Here is a 21,422-nt window from a genome sequence, read left to right as displayed (position 1 = left end):
CGGCTTGCGCGCTGGATCTGCCTATCGAATAGGCAGATTCGCCTGCCGCGCGTGTTGCATGGAGGGCAGGATGGCACCGAAGGAACTGGCCGCAGAGGACGCGGAGAAGATCATCGACGCAGTTGCACCGGTCCTCGGCCTCGATATCGCAGCGGATGATCGCCCTGGCGTGGTGCTGAACCTCCAGATCGCCCTGCGCCTCGCACGGGTCGCCGAGGGATTGGACCTCGCCGACCATGACGAGGCCGCACCGGTCTTCGAGGCGTGACATGACCGATCCGACCTCGCTCACCGCCACCATCATCGCGGAACGCGTGCGCTCCGGCGCCATCACGGCGCGTGCGGTCGCCGAAGCTCACATCGCCCGTATCGACAGGCTCGACGGCAAGGTGGGCGCCTTCACCGCCGTCACCAGGGCGCGCGCACTGGCAGAAGCCGATGCGGTCGATGCCCGGCGCAAGGCGGGCGCGCCGTTGGGGGCGCTCGCCGGCGTGCCCTATGCGGTGAAGAACCTGTTCGATGTCGAGGGCCTGCCGACACTGGCCGGATCGAAGATCAACCGCGGCCATCCGCCGGCCAGCCGCGACGCCTTCCTGATCCGCAAGCTCAAGGCGGCGGATGCCGTGCTGCTCGGCGCGCTCAACATGGGCGAATATGCCTATGACTTCACCGGCGAGAACGCCCATGACGGACCCTCGCGCAACCCGCACGACCTCTCGCGCATGACCGGCGGCTCGTCCGGTGGGTCGGGCGCGGCCGCCGCCGCCGGTCTCGCGCCGGTGACGCTCGGTTCCGACACCAACGGCTCGATCCGCGTGCCGGCCTCGCTCTGCGGCCTGTTCGGGCTGAAGCCGACCTATGGCCGCCTGTCCAAGGCCGGTTCGTTCCCCTTCGTCGGCACACTCGACCATCTCGGGCCGCTCGCCCGCTCCACGGCCGATTGCGCGGCCTTCTACGACGCGATGCGCGGCCACGACCCGGAAGACCCCGCCTGCCGCGACCTGCCGGCTGAGCCGCTGATGCGTCATGTCGGCTCCGGTATCGGTGGGCTGAGGGTCGCCCGCGCGACCGGCTATTTCGACCGCATGCAGACGGAATCCGCGACCGAAGCGGTCGCCACCGTCGCGAAAGCCCTCGGAGCGGCCGAGATCGAGATACCGCATGTCAACGAGGCGCGCGCCGCCGCCTTCCTGATCACCATGGCCGAGGGCGGTCACCTCCATCTCGAGCGCCTGAAAACGCGCGCCGCCGATTTCGACCCCGACACGCGCACGCGCCTGATGGCGGGCGCGCTGCTGCCGGCTTCCTATGTCGCGCTGGCCCAGCGCATCCGGCGAAAGTACCGGGACGCCGTGCTGAAGCTGTTCGAGAGCGTCGACGTGATTCTCGCACCGGCAACGCCGACCATCGCCCCCGAACTCGGCAGCAAGACCTTCGAGCTGGATGGCCAACAGGTGCCGGTCCGCGCCAATCTCGGCCTGTTCACCCAGCCCTTCTCGTTCATCGGCCTGCCGGTCATGGCCGTGCCAGTCTGGACGAAAGCCTCGCCCCTGCCCATCGGCGTTCAGGTCATCGCCCCGCCCTGGCGGGAGGACATTGCCGTCCGTGTGGCGGGCCATCTCGAAAGCGCCGGGATCGCCTCGGCCAGGGTGGCGGCGCTCGGCTGACGGGCCAGCGACCGGGCCTTCTTCCCGCCGTCCCTGCCAGGCTCCGAACCCGACACATCCATCCCGAAAGGTATCCTGCCGTGATCATCAACGATCCCGCCGTCCATGCCGAGGTCGCGGCCGTCTTCGCGACCTACGAAAAGGCGTTGACCACCAACGACGTCGCCGCCCTCGACGCGCTGTTCTGGTCCTCGGAACATACGATCCGCTACGGCGTGACGGAAAACCTCTACGGCTTCGGCGAGATCGCCGCCTTCCGCGCCGGGCGCTCACCGGTCGGCCTCGAGCGGACGCTGGAGCGCACCGTCATCACCACCTACGGGCAGGACATGGCGACCGCCTCGACGCTGTTCACGCGCCCCTCGATGCCGCCCGGCAAGGTCGGCAGGCAGATGCAGACCTGGATGCGCACGCCCGACGGCTGGCGGGTCGTGGCGGCTCACGTCAGCATCATGCTGGCGCCAGCCGCCTGAACACCGCCATGGCCCGGATGCAGGGCGGTTCGGCCCTTCGGCGCATTTACTCGCCGTATCGTCATGCTAGCGTTCGGGCCGAACGAACGGCCCGGTCAACGGGCGCGTCAGCACCCGAGGATACGCCATGCAAGACTTCGCTCCCGCCCGCACCACGTCCTGGCGCCTGAATGCCTCCTGCGAGGCGCTGGTCGCCACCGACGAGCCGCGCCCGGTGCCGAAGGGCCGTGAGGTGCTGATGCGGGTCAGCCATTGCGGTGTCTGCCACTCGGACATCCACATCCGCGAGGGCAAGTACAATCTCGGCGGCGGCAAGACGCTCGATCTCTCGCAGCGCGGCCTGAAAATGCCGCTGACCCTCGGCCACGAGATCATCGGCACGGTCGAATCCGTCGGCCCGGACGTGACATCAGTGAAGCCCGGCGACCGCCGCCTGCTGCACACCTGGATCGGCTGCGGCGAATGCCCGCTGTGCAAGTCCGGCGACGAGAACCTCTGCGCCGCGCCCCAGTTCCTCGGCGTGCAGGCGCGCGGCGGCTTCGCCGACCATGTGCTCGTCCGCGACGAGGAATTCCTCGTCGACGTCGACGGCATGGACCCGGCGGTTGCCGCGACCTATGCCTGCTCGGGCGTCACGGTGTTCTCGGCGGTCAACAAGATCCGGCCGCACCGCGAGGGCGAGAAGATCGCCGTATTCGGGTGCGGCGGCCTCGGCCAGACGGCATTGCAGCTCCTGAAGGCGCTCGGCATGGGTCCGGTCATCGCCGTCGATCCCTCGCCCGAGAAGCGCAAGCAGGCCGAAGCCATCGGCGTCGCCGCCACCCTCGACCCGAACGCGCCGGACGCCGCGCAGCAGCTCGCGGCCTTCGCCGGCGGCAGGCTCGCCTCGGCGCTCGACTTCGTGGGATCGGAAGACACGGCGATGCTCGCCATCAACGGCCTGCGCAAGGGCGGCCAGCTTGTCCTCGTCGGCCTGTTCGGCGGCGAGCTGCGCTACCCCCTGCCCTTCTTCCCGATGCGCGCCATCACCGTGCGCGGCTCCTATGTCGGCTCGCTCCGCGAGCTGAAGGAATTCGTCGCGCTGGCCAAGCAGGTGAAGCTGCCGCCGATCCCGATCGAGAAGCGGCCGATGAGCAAGGTCAACGAGGCGCTGCACGACCTGGAAGAAGGCAAGGTCGCCGGCCGCATCGTGCTGGAAAACGCCTGACGGGCGTCATGGCCTATCTCACCGGCGTCGCCGTCACCGCCTTCGGCAAGCACGCGGGCAAGGGGCCGGTCGACCTCATGGAGGCGGCGGCGCTCGCCGCCATCGCCGATGCCGGCCTGCCGCGCGAGGCGGTGGACGGCCTCGTCTGCGGCTACGCCACGACCTATCCGCACCTGATGATGGGTACGGTGGTTTCTGAACGTCTCGGTCTGAAGCTGAAGCACGCGCACGAGGCACGCTGCGGCGGCGCGACCGGGGCGATGGCCATTGTGCTGGCGCGCCACCTGATCGCTGCTGGCGCCTGCCGCAACGTGCTGGTAGTCGGCGGCGAAAACCGCCTGACGGGTCAGAGCCGCGACGATGCCGTGAAGACGCTGGCGGGGGTTGGCCACCCCGAGCACGAAGTGCCGCTCGGCGCTTCGATCCCGGCCTACTACGCCTTGCTTGCGGCGCGCTATCTCCACGAGACCGGCGCGACCGAGGCCGAACTCGCCGAACTCGCCGTGCTGATGCGCCGGCACGCCACCGCTCACCCCGGCGCGCAGCTGACCAGGCCGATCACCATCGACGATGTGATGGCGTCCAAGCCTATCGCCGCGCCGCTGAAATTCCTCGACTGCTGCCCGATCTCGGATGGCGCGGCCGCCGTTGTCCTCTCCGCCGAACCATCTCAACGAGCGGCCGTCAGGCTCGCCGGCTGGGGCGAGGCGCACACCCACCAGCACATCTCGGAAATGCCTGATGATCTCGGCCTCGGCGCGAAGATTGCCGCGCGGCAGGCTTTCGAAACGGCGGGACGCAAGCCGTCCGACATGAGGCTCGCCGGCATCTATGACAGCTTCACACCGACGCTCGCGATCTTCCTTGAAGCCCTCGGCTTCGCGCCGGCCGGTGCCGCGGGCAAGGCTGCCCGCGAAGGCCGGTTCGGCCGCGACGGCGCGCTGCCGCTGAACCTCCACGGCGGCCTCCTCTCCTACGGCCATTGCGGCGTCGCCGGCTTCCTCGCCCATGTCGTGGAAGTGGTTCGCCAGATGCGCGGCGAGGCGGGCGACAGGCAGGTGCGCGACGCGCCGCTGGCCTATTGCCACGCCGATGGCGGCGTCCTCTCAAGCCATGTCGGCCTCGTTCTGGAGCGCACCGCATGAGCGGCATCGCGCTCCTGAAGTGTCGTACCTGCGGCCATCACTGGCAGTTCAGCCGCGCGACCTGCCCGGCCTGTGCCGCCATAGATCCGCAGCCTGCGGAAGCGTCGGGCAGCGGCACGGTCTGGTCGGTCACGACGGTCCATCGCGCGCCGCTGCCCGAATGGGACGTGCCGGGCGGCTATGGCATTGCGCTGGTCACGCTCGACGAGGGCGCGCGCATCATGTGCCGCGCGGACAAGGGCCTCGCCATCGGCGAACGGGTCGTCGTGACGCTCCGGGACGGACTGCCGCACGCCGCTCGCTCTTGACGCCTCCCGCGAAATGGAGTGCGACAGAGCCCCTGTCAGCTCACAGCGCCTTCGGAACGCTCGCCATGCTCGATCTCGACCTCGCCATTCGCGGCGGCACCGTCATCACCGCTTCGGACACGATCCGCTGCGATGTCGGCATCAAGGACGGCAAGATCGCCTTGCTGGCGGAGAACATCACCGAGGCCGCGCGCACCATCGACGCCTCGGGCCTGATCGTCATGCCTGGCGGCATCGACAGCCACGTCCATCTCGACCAGCCCTCCGGGCCGGACATCACCATGGCGGACGGTTTCGAGAGCGGCACGCGCTCGGCAGCGGCCGGCGGCAACACGACCGTCATCCCCTTCGCCATGCAGATCAAGGGCGAAAGCCTGCGCGCCTGCGTCACCGACTATCACAAGAAGGCCGAGGGCAAGGCCTATATCGACTACGGCTTCCATCTCGTCGTCTCGGACCCGACGCCGACCGTGCTGAATCAGGAGCTGCCGGCCCTGTTCGCCGATGGCTGCACCTCGTTCAAGGTGTTCATGACGTATGACGACCTCGTTCTCTCCGACCGGCAATTGCTGGAGGTCTTCGAGGTGGCGCGCCGCGAGCAGGCGCTCGTCATGGTCCATGCAGAGGGCTACGACAATATCCGCTTCCTCACCGAGCGGCTGGAGGCGGCCGGCAAGACAGCGCCCTACTATCATGGGCCGTCGCGCCCGCAGGTGATCGAGCGCGAGGCGACGCACCGCGCCATCAGCCATGCCGAACTCATCGACGTGCCGCTGATGATCGTCCACGTCTCCGGCCGCGAGGCCATGGAACAGATCCGCTGGGCGAAGCAGCGCGGCCTCAAGGTCTATGCCGAGACCTGCCCGCAATACATCACCCTCACCGAGGACGACATGAAGGGCCTGAACATGGACATGTCAGGCTCGAAATATGTCTGTTCGCCGCCGCCGCGCGACACCGACAGCCAGCAGGCCATCTGGGAGGGCCTGAAGCAGGGCGTGTTCCACACCTTCTCGTCCGACCACTGCCCGTTCTTCTATGACAGCCCGCGCGGCAAGCTGGCGCCCAAGGGTCGCACCTCGTTCAAATGGGTGCCGAACGGCCTGCCGGGCGTCGAGACGCGCATGCCGATCCTCTGGTCGGAGGGTGTCTCCAAAGGCCGTATCTCCGCCAACGAGTTCGTGGCGCTGACCTCGACCAACCACGCCAAGATGTACGGGCTCTACCCGAAGAAGGGGACGATCGCGGTCGGTACCGATGCCGACATCGTGCTGTGGGACCCGAACCGGAAGGAGACCATCCGGCAGGAGATCCTGCATCACGGCTCGGACTACACGCCGTGGGAGGGCTTCGCCGTCACCGGCTGGCCGGTCATGACCATCGCGAAGGGCAGGACCGTGGTGGAGGACGGGAAGATCGTCGGCAAGCCCGGCGATGGCGGCTACATCGCGCGCGACAAGAGCCCCTACGCGCTGCCTGCGGGCGCGTGAGGGCTTCGCATCAGACGCATCCTCGTCGCGTCATGGCCGGGCCATAGGCGACCTGTGGTCGCCGTCCTCAAGTTCGAACGCCGAGGCCTTGCCTCGACTATGCCGGCCATCCACCGCTTGAACACAGCGCGCGAAGGAATTCGTTGTGCCCGGGCCAAGCCCCGCCATGACGACAGTTGAAAGGTCGTCAAACCGTCAGCACGATCTTGCCGACATGGGTGCTGCCTTCCATGCGGGCGTGTGCCTTCGAGGCCTCCGCCAGCGGATAGGTCGAATCCATCACGACCTTCACCTTGCCGGATTCCAGCAGCGGCCAGACCTTGGCCTTCAAGGCATCCGCCAGCGCCGCCTTGAACGCCGTGTCGCGAATGCGCAGGGTGGACCCGGTGAAGGTGACGCGCTTCAGCATCAGCCAGCGAATATCGGCCTTGATCTCCGAGCCGTGCAGGAAGGCGATCTGCACGATGCGGCCGTCGGCGGCCACGCAGTCGAGGTTCTTCTGCACATAGTCGCCGCCGACCATGTCGAGGATCAGGTTCGCGCCGCGCTTACCGGTGATCGCATTGACCTCGGCGGTGAAGTCGGCCGTCCGGTAGTTGATCGCGTGGTCCGCGCCGAGCGCTTTTGCCGCCGCACATTTCTCGTCCGAACCGGCCGTGGTGATGACCGTCGCGCCGAAGGCCTTGGCAAGCTGGATGGCGGTGACGCCGATGCCCGACGTGCCGCCATGGATCAGGATCGTCTCGCCGGCCTTCAGGCCGCCACGGTCGAAGACGTTTGACCAGACCGTGAAGAAGGTCTCGGGGATGCCGGCCGCCTCCACCATGGAGAGCCCCTGCGGCACCGGCAGGGCGTTGCTCTCGTGGACCACGGCGTATTCGGCATAACCGCCGCCGGAGACCAGCGCGCAGACCCTGTCGCCGATCTTGAACCGCGCCGCGCCCTCACCGAGCGCCACGACTTCGCCGGAGAATTCGAGGCCGGGAATATCGGAAGCGCCCTTCGGTGGCGGATAGCCGCCGGCGCGCTGCAGCACGTCCGGCCGGTTGACGCCGGCCGCCGCGATCTTGACCAGCACCTCGCCCGCGCCCGGCGCCGGCACGGCCCGTGTCTCCGGCACGAGGGCTTCGGGGCCGCCCGGAACCGGAATGGCGATAGCGGTCATGGTGGCGGGAATGGCGGTCATGGCTCACATCCGGTTGGCGGAAACGGCGGCAGCGGCCGCCCGTCGCTTCGACAGGCGGCGGGAGATGGGTGTAGCCTTGGCGCACCGACGACGCCAGCCTCGCTGATCAAGGAGACGAGCCGTGGACGACGACCTCAAGCCCCGCCCGAAGCCGCCCGAGCACGTCGTCGGACAGGACCTCTCCACGCTCTCCGTCCACGAACTCAACGAGCGCATCGCACTCCTGAAGATCGAGATCGCCCGTCTCGAAGCCGATGTCGCCAAGAAGCAGTCGAGCAAGTCCGCCGCCGAGAGCGTGTTCAAGTTCTGATCGCCCGGCGCAAACGAAAAGGCCCGCCGTGAGGCGGGCCTTCGCGCATGCGGGGGAGGAACGTTGGGGGCTAAGCCGATCAGGCGGCCTTGCCGAAATTCGCAACCTTGCCGACCTCGGCCTGAAGAGCCTTGGCGCTATCGGTCGCTGCCTGGCGGACGGTGTTGAACGCGTCCTGAGCACGGACGAGGTTCGACTGACCGAACTCCTTGACGAAGTCGACATAGCGCTTGGCGGCGTCCTGCGGGCAGGAAGCGTCGGCCAGCGACTGGATGCCGCCGATCGTCATGTTGACGTTGGCGATGGTCGCATCGATCACGCCGCGGGAGAGGGTGGCGCCGGCGCCGACGACGGCGACGAGAGCCTTCTCGACCGTGGCGGTGGCGTTGATGGCGTTCTGCTCGACATCGGCGACGCGAGCCTTGGCGGTCTCGGCGTTGCGCTTGACGAACTCACGGGCGGCGGTCGGAACCTGGATCTTCTCCTGGGCGCCCTTCAGCGTCTCCAGGATCTGGTTCACCGGCGCGAAAGCGGTGGCGGCGGCGTCAGCAACGGTCTTGTCGGCCTTGGCCTTCGAGGTCTTCTCGGTCATTTCTGTCTCCATCCTCTTGAGAGCTATGGTTCGCCCCGTCCGGTAGCGGCCCGGAGCGAGTGGCGATGATATAGCACTGCCCATTGTGCGTTGCAACATAGATTTCTATTGCAATGCACAATTCAAATAACGCGCTGATCCGATGATGCTTTTCGGGAAACGCCGCGCCATTGCCTCGGAATGTTCCGTCATCGCCGGAACCTTGCCCTGCCGTCCGACCTTTCCTGACCGGCGCAACCCGCCTATCTCAGCATTCATGTCCAGCGGGAGATTTGGCATGGCTTCGACGGACCTATCCGGCGCCCCGGCCGGGCGGCTCGCGGGCGGCAGCCTCGACCTGACCGAGCGCGATCGCGAGAAGCTCGCCGGCCTCAGGCGCGCCAAGGTGGTCGCCACCAGCCTTCTGGGCGGCAGCGTCTCGCTCATGGTCGTCGCCAAGATGCTGGAACACCGCCACCCCGCCTTCGGCTTCGTCGCGGCCTTCGCGGAGGCGGCGACCATCGGCGGCCTTGCCGACTGGTATGCGGTGACCGCGCTGTTCCGCCACCCGATGGGCATCCCCATCCCGCACACCGCCATCGTCCAGAACAATCAGGCGCGCATCGCCGACAGCCTCGGCCAGTTCGTCGAGACCAACTTCCTCGCCGCCGGTCCGGTCGGCGCCAAGCTGCGCGAGGTGAATTTCGCCGGACTGATCTCCGACTGGCTCGCCGACCCCGCCAAGAGCCAGAGCCTCTCGCGCTTCGCCCTGAAATTGCTGCCGCAGGCGATCGCAGGCATCGACCAGTCGCGCATGAAGGAGTTCTTCGCCGCGCGCCTTGTCGAGCAGATCGGCGCGGTGAAGGTCGCGCCCCTCGCGGCCCAGCTGCTCTCCGCCTTCACCGACGACGGCAAGCACCAGAAGCTGCTCGACGAACTGATCGGCGCCATCGAGAAGGTCCTGGCCGACGAGACGACGGTGGCCGGCATCCGCGACAAGATCCGCAAGGAACTGCCGAGCCTGTTCAACCTGTTCAAGGCGGACGCCTATCTCCTGAACAAGATCATGAAGTCGACCGCCTCGTTCCTCGACGAGGTGCGCGACGATCCCGACCACGCGCTGCGGCACGAATTCGACCGCTTCGTGAAGCAGTTCATCGACAACCTGCGCGACAGCCCCGACTACGCCGCCCGCGCCGAGAAGCTGAAGCAGGATCTGCTCACGCGTCACGAGGTCCGCGACATCGCCCAGACATTGTGGCGCAGTCTCAGCGGCTTCCTCGAGCGCGACATCCACGCCGAGGATTCCAAGATCGACGCGCAGTTCACCAGCCTGCTCACCGATATCGGCCGGAAGCTCGCCACGGATCCGCGCATGCAGGCCGAGATCAACGAGGGCTTCGTCGTGGCGCTCACCACCTTCGTCGAACAGCAGAAGAGCGGCGCGGCCAAGTTCATCGCCGACCAGGTGAAATCCTGGAACATGGAGCAGCTCATCCGGCTGATCGAAATCAATATCGGCCGCGACCTTCAGTACATCCGCCTCAACGGCACGCTGATCGGGGGCCTCGCCGGCCTCGTGCTTCACACGATCGAAGTGCTGGTGAAGTCTTCTTGATCCTGTCTTGGCGCGGGCCTACCGTCCCTGTGCGTACATCCGACGTGCATGGCCGGTCCGCCTCGAAGCCGGGCCGGCTCCAATCGTCCAGCGGAGAAGCACCATGACGCAGTCGACCACTTCCATCCTCGACATGTTCAAGAAGCTGGGCGAGGACATGAAGATCCCGTCAGTGGACCTCAACAAGATCATCGACCATCACCGCAAGAACCTCGAGGCTCTAGCCGCGAGCGGCAAGGCAGCGGCCGAGGGTGCGGCGGCCTTTGCGTCCAAGCAGCGCGAGATCGTCGAGGCGGCCGTCAAGGACATCCAGGAAGCCTCGAAGAGCTTCAAGGTTCCCGGCAGCGCACAGGAAATGATGGCGGCGCAGACCGAATTCGCCAAGCGCGCCATGGAGGCGGCGGTCAAGAATACCCGCGACATGGCCGATCTGGTGCAGAAGCACAATCAGGACGCTGTCCGCATCATCCAGGACCGGATGAAGGAGAGCTACGAGGAAATCCGCCAGAGCTTCGAGAAGAAGTAAGGCGGCCGGCGGCAAGCCGCCGAGCCGTAGCGCTGTCCGTCATCGTCGTGGCCGGGCTTGTCCCGGCCATCCACGTTCTGAACGCGACGTCGACAGGCAAGTCGTAGGCGCCCGGCGCAAGGCCGGGCATGGCGCGGCGAGCCGCAATGCGGCAACACCCCTCAATGGTGCTTGACCGGCTCCGGGTAGAACAGGCCGCGCCAGCCTGACCGGTCGAACCTCGTGAAGCTGCCCTCGGGCTGGGCGAGCCGGTCGGCGACCGCATAGACTACCGAGGGGTTGTGGCCCATGCCGCAATGGCTGCCCTTCACCTCGATGTTCTCGGCGAGAGCCCCCTCGACCTCCACGCAGCACTGCCAGGCGCAGATGCCGTCCGTGCGGCTGTAGATGGCCGTCGTCGGCACCGGCGGCGGAGCCGAGATCGCGCCGCCCATATGGCTGTCGCGGTCGTCGACTTTGTGGCCGGAGGTGAATTCATAAAGCCGCCAGGCATTGGTCGCGCGCGGTGAGCCGTTGAACGGCGAACCGAGCGTCACCACGCGGCGGATGCGATCCGGCATCGCCTTGGCCAGCTGGCGCGCATAGATACCGCCGAGGCTCCAGCCCACGAGGCTGATCTTCTGGCCAAACTGGTCGTTGAGCATCTCGACGCGCTCGATCATCCGCCGTTCGAAACCCGGCAGCAGGCCGTAATTGCGGCCGAGGTCCCAGCCATGGGCTGCATAGCCCTGCCCCGCCAGATAGGAACGGAGCGGGCCGGTCGACCGGTCGGAGGTGATCAGGCCCGGCAGAACCAGAACCGGGTGGCCGTCGCCGCGCGGGGCGGAGGCGAGCAGCGGATAGGCCGCCACGAAAGCCGCGAGTTCCGGGATGGCCCGGCCTTCCATGAGGAGCAGCGCCGTGGACGGCGGCGCGAGCTGGTCCGATGCTGCTGCCATGCTGTTTCCTCCAGTCGTGGCCCTGGCCGCTCGGCAGGCCCGATTCGTTGGCCCGGCCGCGAAACCGGGCACGACAGAAGACCACCGCCACGTTCGCCCGGCAAGCAGGCCCCCGGCGAGGGTCATCGGTCGGTTGACATAGGGACGGTATCGGTCCGGCGGTAGGGCCCGCGCTATCGGGCCGCCGTCCGGCTGCGCGCCGCCTTCGCCGCCGGAGCCTTCGCCGCCGGAGCCCTGGCGGTGGCGGGTTTGGCAGCGGAAGGCTTGACAGCGGAAGGCTTGGCCTTGGCAGGCCGGTCCTTGGTCTTCGCCGCCGGTTTCTTGGCGGCCGGCGCGCCGCCCTTGGCAGCGGCCCCGGCCTTCGACCCGGTCTTTGCCGGTTGGGCCTTCGCCGGTATGGCCGCCGCGCCCTTGCTCGCCTTCGCCTCCGAAGCCGCGCCCGCCGGCATTTTCGCCTTCACGGCCGCGACCAGCTCGTCCAGCGCGGGTTTGAGCCCGTCGGCGAGGTCGGCGACGTCCGGAACGGCCTTGCGGTCGGCGGTCAGGCCGAAGTCGAGCGCGTTCATATAGCTCTGCACCGTGAGATTGAGCCCGACGCCATGGGTCGGGATCGAGACGGGATAGAGCGCCGTCACCTTCGCCCCCGCGCAGTAGAGCGGGAATGGCGGCCCCTGCGTGTTCGAGATCACGACATTGACGCCCATCGGCACCATGTCGGCGAGGCCCGACTTGCCGAGCAGTTGCATCAGCCCGGGCAGCAGCATCGGCGCGCCGATCAGCGTGAAATCCTTCGGCGCGGCGTCCTTGGTGGCGCCGGCCATCGACTTCGACGTGCTGGAGGTCTTCTGGATCGACAGGAGCCGCTCCAGCGGGTCAGCGACATCGGTGGCCAGCGGACAGTTCATGCCGAAGACCTGATTGTTGATGTCGGTATTGCCGGCCTCGCGCAGCGAGATCGGCACGAAGGCGATCAGCGGCGTCTTCGGCAGCTTCTTCTTGGCAAGGAGATAGGTCCGGAGCGCGGCGGCGCAGATCGCCATGACCACGTCGTTGAGCTTGGTGCCGGTCGCCCTGGCGACGAGCTTCGCCTCGTCCAGCGGCACCGACCGCGCCGCATAGGATCGCTGCCCGGTGATCGTCACGTTGAACGGCGTCTTTGGCGGCACGAGGTTCGGAATGGCCGGCGCCCCGGCGACCTTCTCCTCGCCCTTCGACGCGCCGGGAATGAGCGCGCTCGCCAGCGAGCCCATCAGCTTCGCGCCCGCGGTCATCACCGTGATGTGCTGGCGGATCATGTTGGCCATCAGGTCGTTGAGCCCGACGATGGCGCGCTGCTCCACGCTCGGCCTCGCCGCCTTGGGCTTCGGCGCGGGCGCCGGCCCGACATCGCGCGGCGTCTCCGTCACGTCGTAGAGCGCCTTGGTGATGACCATGCCCGCGCCGCCGTCCACGGCCGCGTGGTGGACCTTGGAATAGAGCGCCAGCCGCCCGTCCGCGAGCCCGTCGATCACGGTGAACTGCCAGAGCGGCCGCGAACGATCGAGCACCACCGAGTGCAGGTCGCCGATCATCGCCTCCAGCTGCGCGAAGGCGCCGGGCTTCGGCAGCCGGGCATGGCGGATGTGATAGTCGAGATCGATTTCGCCGGCATCGACCCAGCCGGGATGGTCGAGATCGAAGACCGAACGCGCCAGCTTCTTGCCGAAGATCGGGATGAGGTGGACGCGCGAGGCGAAGAACGTCCGGAAATGCTCGTAGAACGAACCCGTCATCGCCCTTGGCGGATCGTAGAGCGTCAGCCCCGCCACGTGCATCGGCGTTTCCGGCGTCTCCATGTAGAGAAACGTCGCGTCGATGCCGCTGAGCTGCTTCATGGCGGTTCTCCCTCGCACCAGTCCGGCGCGGCCTCTGGCGGGCCTTCTTCCCATTGAAGGACGGCGCGCCGCGACCCGCAAGCCCGAAGACGGTTGCGGGACGCTTGAACGGAAGCGCTGCCCGGAACTAGTCTTGACCCAACGACAAGCACTTCCAAGGGAGAACGCCATGGCACGCCGCGACGCGGGCACACCCCCGAAGGCCACGCGCAAGACGCCGGCTGCGGGTCGCCCGGATGCGAAGAAGCAGTCCGGAAAGCACGACCCGATCGGCGAGGCGACGCCCGAACCGGCCAGGCCCTCGACGCCGCTCGCCCAGCAGATCGCCGAGGAAGCCGCGCAGAACACGCTGGCATTGAACCCGCTGATCGGCATGCGAACCGAGGATCTGATGCAGGGCGCGCGCACCGTGCTCGGGGCGCTGGCGGCGCAGCCGCAGATCGTCGCGCAGCAGTGGATGGATTTCATGAAGGAGATGGGCCGGATCGTCACCGGCCAGTCCGAGGTCGAGCCCGATGCCAAGGACAAGCGCTTCGCCCATCCGGCCTGGAACGAGAACCGCTTCCACAAGGCCCTGATGCAGTCCTACACGGCCTGGGCGAAAACCGTGCAGGAAGCCGTCGAGAAGACCGGCCTTGAAGGCAAGGACGCCGCCCGCGCGCGTCTCGTCACCTCCATCTTCGTCGACGCCATGGCGCCCTCGAACACGCTGGTCGGCAATCCGCTGGCTCTCAAGCAGGCGATCGACAGCAAGGGCGCCAGCCTTGTCGAAGGCATGAAGAACTACCTCTCCGACCTCGCCAAGAACGGCGGCCTGCCGAGCCAGGTCGACATGTCGAAATTCAAGGTTGGCGAGAACCTCGCCAACACACCCGGAACGGTGGTCTTCAAGAACGAACTGGTCGAGCTGGTCGTCTATACGCCGACCACCGAGAAAGTCTGGGCGCGGCCCTTCGTGCTCGTCCCGCCGCAGATCAACAAGTACTATTCGGTCGACCTCGCGCCCAACAAGAGCATGATCCGCTTCCTGCTCGCGAACGGCATCCAGCCCTATTGCATCTCGTGGCGGAACCCGACCGCGCGCCACCGCGACTGGGGTCTCGACAGCTATATCCACGCGCTCGACGAGGCGGTGGACGCGGCCCGCGCCATATCCGGCGAGGACAAGATCAACATCATGGGCTCCTGCTCGGGGGGCATCACCACCTCGGCCTACGCGGCCTGGCTCGCCGGCAAGGGCGAGGACAAGCTCGCCAGCGTTATCCTCGCGGTCTGCGTGCTCGACACCGAGGCGGAATCGGAGAGCGACATGGCCGCGCTCGTCACGCCCGAGACGGTGCTTGCCGCAAAACAGATGTCGGCGACCCGCGGCGTGCTCGACGGGTCGGAACTTGCCAAGATGTTCGCATGGATGCGCCCGAACGACCTCGTCTGGAACTACTGGGTCAACAATTACCTGATGGGCAACCAGCCGCCGGCCTTCGACATCCTCTACTGGAACGCCGACACGACACGCCTGCCGGCCCGCCTGCACGGCGACTTCCTCGACCTGATCTTCACCAATCCGTTCGTGAACCCGAACAAGTTGTCGATCTCCGGCGTGCCGCTCGATATGCGCAAGATCAAGGCGGACACCTATGTCATCGCCGGTACGACGGACCACATCACGCCCTGGAAGGCGGTCTACCAGACGGCGCGCATCTACGGCCCGGACACCCAGTTCGTGCTGTCGAATTCGGGACACCTGCAAAGCCTCCTGAACCCGCCCGGCAACCCCAAGGCCTGGTATGTCACGGCGAAGGCGAAGGAGGCCGACGCCGACGCCTGGACCAAGACGGCTACGAAGCACGCTGACTCCTGGTGGCTAAACTGGGCGGAGTGGCTGAAGGAGCGCTCGGTGAAGGAGATTCCGGCCCCGAAAACGGCGGGAAATGCCAAATACAAGCCGCTGGGCCCCGCGCCGGGCACCTATGTCTTCGAGCCGTGATGCGAAGACCGCCGCCGAAAACCGTGCCTGATGCCTCGGCCGGATAGCGGGGATGCCGAATCGGTCGTTTCCCCGCACATTGCACCATCGCGCCAAGGAGCCGGATGTGATCACTGCCGCCACCGCATCCCATGAAACATCGCCCTCCTTCGACATCCGCATGGTCGATGTCGGCGGCCAGCTGCTGCGGGTCGGCATCAGAAGGGGCGACGGCAGCCGCCCACCGCTGCTGATGTTCAACGGCATCGGCGCGAATCTCGAACTCGCCGCGCCGTTCTTCGAAGCGCTGGAACACACCGAGGCGGTCATCTTCGACGTGCCGGGCATCGGCGGCTCGCCGGCTCCCATGCTGCCCTATCGGCCCTCGACGCTCGCCCAGCTGGCCCACGACCTGATGCGCCAGCTCGGATATCACGGCGAGATCGACGTCTCCGGTGTCTCCTGGGGCGGCGGCGCGGCCCAGCAATTCGCCTTCCAGTTCCCGAAAGTGTGCCGCCGGCTGATCCTCGTCGCGACCTCTCCCGGCGCGATCATGGTGCCCGGCGCGCCGAACGTTCTGATGAAGATGGCGAGCCCGCGCCGCTACACCGACAAGGGCTACATGCGTGAGATCGCCTCGGAGATCTATGGCGGCGCCTTCCGCAAGGACCCGACGCTGATCAACCGTCACGCCGCCGCGATGAAGGGCTCGACCCAGTACGGCTACACGCTGCAGCTCCTCGCCATGATCGGCTGGACCAGCCTGCCCTGGCTCTGGATGCTGCCGCAGAAGACGCTCGTTTTGTCGGGCACCGACGATCCGCTGATCCCGGTGATCAACGCCCAGATGCTGGCGACCTTCATCCCGAACGCGCGCCTGCATCTGGTCGATGACGGGCACCTCTTCGTGGTGACGGATCCGGAGCGCTCGGCGGCCATCGCCGAGGCATTTCTGGGCGAGGACTGAGCGCGCGCGGCGGCGATTCGACCCGCCGAGCATGCCGAAAGCGCCTTCTGTCGCTTTTTCAGTCATGCCTAGTTGCTGCGATGCAGCATAGCTGTTGCGCCGCAAACGCGCGCCACCTTTACTTTCTGGCAACGAACAGGCCTCGAACCGGCCTTGCGCGCAATAGATGACACAAGAAAGCCCCAAGATCGAAACAGTCGAAACACAGCTGTAACGATTGATCCGCGCGTTCAATTATTTTGATGAAAGCGTTCCGAACATCGTCACGAATGAATGCGACCAACACTGCGAAACAGCCGCCCCAAGCCTTCGGCGGCCCCGGTTCGCCCTTTCAATCGTTGGAGCATTCCCATGACCTACCTGACCTCTTCGGCCACCCCCGCCCCGCTCGCCTCGACCGGCATTGCCGCTGGTTTCGCCGGCCTCGTCGACGCAGTGCGCAACCATTTCCGCGTGCGCCGCAGCATGAACGAACTCCGCGCGCTCAGCCCGGAATCGCTGCGCGACATCGGCATCGAGCGCTCGGAGATCGAGCGGATCGTCCAGTTCGGCCGCGTCGGCTACTGATCGGCGGCCAGCGGGTCCGGCCGTCGCCACGCCCTGTCCGCGCTTCCCCCCTGTCGCGGACGGGGCGTTTTCCTGCCGGTGCCTCACGTCAAGGCAGCGAGGAATGCCGGCAAGGTCCGGCCCTCGCCGACGAGATAGCGCCCCATCGCACCGGCGACCTTGCGAACCGCAGGCCGCCCGCCCATCCGGCCGCGCCAAGCGAGTAGCCGCGGGCAGCCCGCACCGATGGGCGCGCCCATGCGCTCACCGAAAGTCTGTGCCATGTAGAAGGCTATGTCGGCATAGCTGAAATCGCCGGCAAGATGGGCCTTGTCGCCGATCGCCGCCTCCAGTCGGTCGTAGAAGGCTGCGGCGCCCTCCCTGGCTGCGATCGTGACCGGATCGGCCGGCGCATCCTGAAGGCCGAACAGTCTGACGATGTGGGGGAAATAGACCTCGTCCGACAGCATCTCGATCTGTCGCGCCCGCGCGCGCACCTCGACCGAGCGCGGCCAGAGCGGCGGGTCCGGTCGCAGGTCTTCCAGATATTCGAAGATCTGCGTGGAATCGGCAATCTCGAGGCCGCCATGGATCAGCACTGGCACCTGGCGCTTCGGGTTGATCCGTAGCACCTCCGGGTGCTTCGGCTCGTAGAGCCGCGCCATCGTGAACGGCACCATCACCAGTTCGAAGAGAATGCCCTTCTCGGCGAGCGCGATCTCGGCCTTGGCGCCGAACATGCTCAAGGGGCCGGAATAGAGCCGTATCGCCACATCTGCCGCCACGCCTGTCCTCCAGCATCCGTCGAAACCGGAGGATAGCCAGCGGCGGGCAGCAGACTGTCAGCAGGCTATTCGGCCGCCTCGTTGCGGCGCGACGCGTCGAGGACCGCGCGGATGCGGTCGGCGAGCGGCAGGTCGGCAGGGCGTTTGCGCCCGCTGCCCGGCGCGCCCTGGTAGCTGTCGAGGATTTCCTCGATCCGCGAGCCCGGCCCTTCGAGCACGGCGGTCACGCGCGCGACGTCGATGGCGATCTGGTCGATCCGCTCGCCGAGCGCGCGGGCCTCCTTGCCGTCGCGCGCGGCGGCGCCCTCGGCCGCGCGCGCGAGGACGGACACCTCCCTCTGGATGCGGGTGCGGTCTTCGCGCGCCTGCGCGAGCGAGCCCTCCAGCACCATCTTCTCGGCCTTGGCGGTCTCGGCCGCGATCTGGAGCGTCCGGCTCGTCTCCGCGCTCGACTGTTTCAGCGCCGATATCTCGGTTTTCAGGCGATCCCGGTCGGCCTCCACGCGCGCGCCCGCGCGCTCGGCGGCATCGCGCGCCTGCTGCTCCCGCTCGGCCTTGTCGATCGCCTCGGCCGTCGCCGCCTTGAGCCCCGCGGCCTCGCCCTGCAGCTTCTCGGCGCGCTTCGTCTCCGCAGTGAGTTTGCTGCCTACCGACTTGACCTCGCCCTGCAAGTCGGCGTTCCGCCGCCGCTCGCCGGACAGCAGCGTGGCCGTTTCGGCGAGCGTCTTGCGCATCTCGGCGATCTCGCTGCGCAGAACCTGCGTCAGCTCCGTCTCCCTCTTCAAACTCGCCTGCACATCGGCAATTCGCTGACGTTCGCCGGTCAGAAGGTTCGATGCCTCGGCGAAGGACTGCCTGTGACCGACGAGATCCGCCTCGGCCGAGGCGAGGCTCGCGCCAAGCTGGGCGGTCTGGTTCTTCAGGTTGTCGACCTGTGTCCTCAGGGCGACGATCTCGACGCGCTGCGCGTCATTCTCCGCCAGCCTGGCGTTGTGCTCCGCGGAGAGCCCGGCGAAGGCCGCCTCGCGCGCGGCGAGCGTCTCGCCGCTCTCCTTCAGGCCGGCGCGCAGTTCCGCAACGGTCGCTTCGGACGCCCTCAGCATATCCTCGCCGCCCGCCTTTGCATTTTCCAGACCGGCGATGCGCGCCGCGCGGGCATCGAGCTCGTTGCCGAGGTCGCGAATGCGCTCGTTGCGGCGAGCGATCTCCACGACATGGCCGTTGGCGGCCTCGCGCAGTTTCTCCGCCTCGATCTCGACGCGCCTGACCGCCAGCGCATAGTCGGCCCTAAGCTGATCCTTGTCGGCCTTGATCTCGGCCATGGAGAGCGGAATCGCACTCTCGACCCGCCGCGTCGTCAGCCGCACCGCGCGGCGCCACACAGCACCCATGAAGGCGAGCGACAGGAGCGCCGCCGTCAGGAAGCCCAGTGCGAAGACCATGGCGGTCTCGATCGTCACGACCGTGCCACTCCCCTCCGGATGGGCGCCGAATGCGATGTCCTGTTCTGCCATGCGCGAACGGCCGCGGATAGTGCCGCGGCCGCTCAAGGCCTGTCGTGAAGCACCAGCGTTTCAGCCAAACGGCACCGGGATCAGAAGGGGTTCCAGGTCGGCCGCCCCGTGAACTTCAGGTAGCCGCCATTGACGCCGAGGCGGGCGCCGACACCGGTGCGGATTGGAACGACCAGCATGTTGCCGGACCCGAGCGCCGTCATGCCGAGGCCGCCCACCAGATAGGCGGAGCCGTCGATGCCGACGAAACGCCGCTCCAGATCTTCCACCCCGCGCACGCGATAGGCCAGCATCATGGTCCGCGCACCGTCGCCGCCGAAATCGAAACCAAGCGAGGGGCCTTGCCAGAACACTTTGGAATCGTTGCCATTCTTCGTGTAGAGCATGCCCTCGCCATAGCGAAGGCCGGCGATGAAGGCGCCCGAACCCTCCTGTCCGAGGATATAGGCGCTCGGATGGCCCCATTGCTGTGTGGCGCGCTCGACCAGATTGGCAAGGCCCCGGCTCGTCGAGCCGAAGAAGCGATGGCCGGCGCCGACGATCTCGTTGCCGGAGAAGGTACGGGGCGATTCGGAGCCGTAGGAGCGCTGTGCGAGAGCAGGCCGCGACAGGCCAGCGGCAGCCGTCGCGCCAAGACCCGCGATCAGGGCGCGGCGGTCAAGAAAGTCAGGACGACGCATGGTCACCTCTCGAAAAGTGATCGGCAGGGGCGCCCGAGACGGCGCGCCGATGGTCAAGACATGCTAAGCGGCGAAGGTAACCATTTGGTCACCAGGCCGGAATTTCGGCGTTCCGGGTAAGGATCTGGTTACTGTCTGGGGCCATCGTCCAGAACCGGGACTTCAGCAAGATTCGAGGATGAACATGTCCGTGATGAGGCAATTCTTCCGGCCTCTCGCCTGGACGCTGGCGGTGACCGCGCTCTATGCAGGCGTCGCGGTCCTGATCGGGATGACCAGCGAATCCTCGACCCGGGCCGCCACGACCGAGCGCGTCGTCACCGATCGTCTGACCGGGCTGGCGCTCTATGGCTTCGATCCGGTCGCCTATTTCACCGAAGGCGGCCCGCAGCAGGGCGCCGACAGCTACGAACTGTCCTGGGCCGGCGCTACCTGGCGGTTCCGCAACGAGGGCAACCGCGACGCCTTCATGCAGGCGCCCGCCGTCTACGAGCCGCGCTTCGGCGGCTACGACCCGGTCGCCGTGTCGGAGGGCATTCCGACCGGCGGCCATCCCTCGGTCTGGCTGATCCACCGCGAGCGGCTCTACGTCTTTCACTCCGAGAGGAACCGCGCCACCTTCGCGGAGGCGCCAGCCGCGGTGATCGAGAAGGCCGAAACGCACTGGCCGCAGATCAGGAACCAGCTGGTTCCCTGACGGGTTCACGGGCTTGCGGGACGCGCGCGTTCCTTGAAGAAGGCCCAGATCTCCTCGGCCGCCTCGATGTCGTGATTCTGTTGGCCAAGCATCGCGCCGACGAGGGGGCGCATCGTACGCCCCGCGCGCGCGGGCGCCTGATGGCCGCCGCCTTCGATCCGGTAGAGGCTGGTGGCGTGGCGGCAACCGGTGCCGTCCATCAGCACCACCCGCGTATTGTCGGACGCTCCCTGCCGCGCCAGCTGCTTTTCGCCCGCGCCCGTGCAGCCATTGCGCGCGCGGAAGAAAGCGAATGTCTCCGGCGCGGACAGGGTGAGACCGCCGGCATCGCCCGGCCGCGCCTGCCCCTCCCACGGCGAGATGCGATCCTCCGTGCCGCTCATGACGAGAACCGGGATCGGCCGGCCGCCGCATGAGCGCGTCCACATCACCGAGAGGTTGGCGATGATCGCAGCCCCGGCGGCGAACAGGTCGTTCGCCTCGCAGATCAGCCGGTAGGTCAGGTGGCCGCCATTCGACAGGCCGGTGATGAACACCCGCTGCCTGTCGACCTTGCCGGCCGCGTTGAGCTCGCCGACGATCCGCCGGATGAACCCGACATCATCGACACGGCTCGCCGGGTTGAAGCGCCGCGCATCGGGCGGGCGGCCGTCGTTCCAGGAGTTCGCGACGCCCTGCGGATAGACGACGATCAGACCTTCGCGGGCGGCGACCTCGTCCCACGCCATGTAGCGGCGGATCTGGTCGGACGTGCCGAGCGCGCCGTGGAGAACGACAACGACCGGAGCAGGCCGGTTGCGGCCATGATCGACGATGATCGCCGTGCGGTTGCCGTCGCTGGTCTGGTATTCGGCGGTCCGCGCATTCTGCGCCGATACCTGCTGGACCGTCGCCAGCAGGGCCAGGGCTGCGGCGAGATGCGCCATGCCACGCTTCAGATTGACGTCAGCCATG

Annotated in this window: 22 protein-coding genes; 14 read left to right on the top strand and 8 right to left on the bottom strand. The window is 67.3% G+C overall.

The genetic code is table 11. From position 1 onward, the window contains the following. The first annotated feature begins 70 nt into the window (after positions 1-70). The 7 genes from JNK84_RS01295 to hydA all read left to right on the top strand — a co-directional run bounded on the left by JNK84_RS01295 (position 71) and on the right by hydA (position 6,290). Positions 71-268, top strand: coding sequence for a DUF4089 domain-containing protein (locus JNK84_RS01295; RefSeq protein ID WP_293419584.1), 198 nt, complete (start codon positions 71-73; stop codon positions 266-268). A 1-nt stretch (position 269) separates the two neighbouring features. Continuing rightward, positions 270-1,667: an AtzE family amidohydrolase gene (locus tag JNK84_RS01290; protein WP_293419581.1), complete on the top strand. Its 1,398-nt coding sequence runs from the start codon at positions 270-272 to the stop codon at positions 1,665-1,667. 80 nt (positions 1,668-1,747) lie between these two features. After that, complete coding sequence (hpxZ, locus tag JNK84_RS01285; protein ID WP_293419578.1) at positions 1,748-2,140, top strand: oxalurate catabolism protein HpxZ; 393 nt, start codon at positions 1,748-1,750, stop codon at positions 2,138-2,140. A 127-nt stretch (positions 2,141-2,267) separates the two neighbouring features. Beyond that, entirely contained in the window at positions 2,268-3,347 is a 1,080-nt protein-coding gene (locus tag JNK84_RS01280) for an alcohol dehydrogenase (protein WP_293419575.1), read from the top strand. A gap of 8 nt (positions 3,348-3,355) precedes the next feature. After that, the gene (locus JNK84_RS01275; protein ID WP_293419572.1) at positions 3,356-4,492 is read left to right on the top strand and encodes a thiolase family protein; all 1,137 of its coding nucleotides are present in this window, start codon (positions 3,356-3,358) and stop codon (positions 4,490-4,492) included. Beyond that, entirely contained in the window at positions 4,489-4,800 is a 312-nt protein-coding gene (locus tag JNK84_RS01270; protein ID WP_293419569.1) for a Zn-ribbon domain-containing OB-fold protein, read from the top strand. The genes JNK84_RS01275 and JNK84_RS01270 overlap by 4 nt, the downstream gene beginning before the upstream one ends. Positions 4,801-4,865: 65 nt before the next feature. Then, complete coding sequence (gene hydA / locus JNK84_RS01265; protein WP_293419566.1) at positions 4,866-6,290, top strand: dihydropyrimidinase; 1,425 nt, start codon at positions 4,866-4,868, stop codon at positions 6,288-6,290. 187 nt (positions 6,291-6,477) lie between these two features. On the opposite strand, the gene JNK84_RS01260 is transcribed toward hydA, so the two are convergent. Next, positions 6,478-7,476 carry an NAD(P)H-quinone oxidoreductase gene (locus JNK84_RS01260; protein WP_293419563.1) on the bottom strand — a complete coding sequence of 333 codons (999 nt, stop codon included), beginning with the start codon at positions 7,474-7,476 and terminating at the stop codon, positions 6,478-6,480. 121 nt (positions 7,477-7,597) lie between these two features. Here JNK84_RS01260 and JNK84_RS01255 point away from each other — a divergent pair, with 121 nt between their 5' ends. Further along, positions 7,598-7,786, top strand: coding sequence for a DUF1192 domain-containing protein (locus tag JNK84_RS01255; protein WP_293419560.1), 189 nt, complete (start codon positions 7,598-7,600; stop codon positions 7,784-7,786). Positions 7,787-7,865: 79 nt separating this feature from the next. Here JNK84_RS01255 and JNK84_RS01250 read toward each other — a convergent pair whose 3' ends face one another. Further along, entirely contained in the window at positions 7,866-8,378 is a 513-nt protein-coding gene (locus JNK84_RS01250; protein ID WP_293419557.1) for a hypothetical protein, read from the bottom strand. Between the two features lie 277 nt (positions 8,379-8,655). Here JNK84_RS01250 and JNK84_RS01245 point away from each other — a divergent pair, with 277 nt between their 5' ends. Next, positions 8,656-9,975, top strand: coding sequence for a DUF445 domain-containing protein (locus JNK84_RS01245; RefSeq protein WP_293419554.1), 1,320 nt, complete (start codon positions 8,656-8,658; stop codon positions 9,973-9,975). Positions 9,976-10,078: 103 nt separating this feature from the next. Continuing rightward, complete coding sequence (locus JNK84_RS01240; protein ID WP_293419551.1) at positions 10,079-10,501, top strand: phasin family protein; 423 nt, start codon at positions 10,079-10,081, stop codon at positions 10,499-10,501. A 161-nt stretch (positions 10,502-10,662) separates the two neighbouring features. Here the strand turns inward: JNK84_RS01240 and JNK84_RS01235 are convergent, their stop codons facing one another. Further along, positions 10,663-11,439, bottom strand: a complete 777-nt coding sequence (locus tag JNK84_RS01235) for an esterase/lipase family protein (RefSeq protein ID WP_293419548.1) — start codon at positions 11,437-11,439, stop codon at positions 10,663-10,665. 173 nt (positions 11,440-11,612) lie between these two features. After that, on the bottom strand, positions 11,613-13,313 hold the full coding sequence (locus JNK84_RS01230) for a WS/DGAT/MGAT family O-acyltransferase (RefSeq protein ID WP_293419545.1): 1,701 nt from the start codon (positions 13,311-13,313) through the stop codon (positions 11,613-11,615). A 169-nt stretch (positions 13,314-13,482) separates the two neighbouring features. Between JNK84_RS01230 and JNK84_RS01225 the strand changes: the two genes are divergently transcribed. The 3 genes from JNK84_RS01225 (at position 13,483) to JNK84_RS01215 (ending at position 16,813) form a co-directional block, all read left to right on the top strand. Further along, positions 13,483-15,300: an alpha/beta fold hydrolase gene (locus JNK84_RS01225; protein WP_293419542.1), complete on the top strand. Its 1,818-nt coding sequence runs from the start codon at positions 13,483-13,485 to the stop codon at positions 15,298-15,300. A 106-nt stretch (positions 15,301-15,406) separates the two neighbouring features. Further along, positions 15,407-16,246 carry a poly(3-hydroxyalkanoate) depolymerase gene (gene phaZ, locus JNK84_RS01220; protein WP_293419539.1) on the top strand — a complete coding sequence of 280 codons (840 nt, stop codon included), beginning with the start codon at positions 15,407-15,409 and terminating at the stop codon, positions 16,244-16,246. 351 nt (positions 16,247-16,597) lie between these two features. Further along, positions 16,598-16,813: a DUF1127 domain-containing protein gene (locus JNK84_RS01215; RefSeq protein WP_293419537.1), complete on the top strand. Its 216-nt coding sequence runs from the start codon at positions 16,598-16,600 to the stop codon at positions 16,811-16,813. 83 nt (positions 16,814-16,896) lie between these two features. Here JNK84_RS01215 and JNK84_RS01210 read toward each other — a convergent pair whose 3' ends face one another. The 3 genes from JNK84_RS01210 to JNK84_RS01200 form a co-directional block, all read right to left on the bottom strand. Beyond that, the gene (locus tag JNK84_RS01210) at positions 16,897-17,577 is read right to left on the bottom strand and encodes a glutathione S-transferase family protein (RefSeq protein ID WP_293419534.1); all 681 of its coding nucleotides are present in this window, start codon (positions 17,575-17,577) and stop codon (positions 16,897-16,899) included. A gap of 65 nt (positions 17,578-17,642) precedes the next feature. After that, entirely contained in the window at positions 17,643-19,091 is a 1,449-nt protein-coding gene (locus tag JNK84_RS01205) for a hypothetical protein (protein WP_293419531.1), read from the bottom strand. A gap of 80 nt (positions 19,092-19,171) precedes the next feature. Next, positions 19,172-19,771, bottom strand: a complete 600-nt coding sequence (locus tag JNK84_RS01200; RefSeq protein ID WP_293419528.1) for a DUF1134 domain-containing protein — start codon at positions 19,769-19,771, stop codon at positions 19,172-19,174. A gap of 193 nt (positions 19,772-19,964) precedes the next feature. Here JNK84_RS01200 and JNK84_RS01195 point away from each other — a divergent pair, with 193 nt between their 5' ends. After that, on the top strand, positions 19,965-20,468 hold the full coding sequence (locus tag JNK84_RS01195; RefSeq protein WP_293420341.1) for a YHS domain-containing (seleno)protein: 504 nt from the start codon (positions 19,965-19,967) through the stop codon (positions 20,466-20,468). Between the two features lie 5 nt (positions 20,469-20,473). Here JNK84_RS01195 and JNK84_RS01190 read toward each other — a convergent pair whose 3' ends face one another. Beyond that, positions 20,474-21,421, bottom strand: coding sequence for an alpha/beta hydrolase family esterase (locus JNK84_RS01190; protein WP_293419525.1), 948 nt, complete (start codon positions 21,419-21,421; stop codon positions 20,474-20,476). Position 21,422 lies beyond the last annotated feature (1 nt).

Origin of the sequence: Phreatobacter sp. (genome assembly GCF_016793595.1) — a bacterium.
Lineage (GTDB): Bacteria > Pseudomonadota > Alphaproteobacteria > Rhizobiales > Phreatobacteraceae > Phreatobacter.
This window is presented reverse-complemented; position numbering and strand designations above follow the sequence as displayed.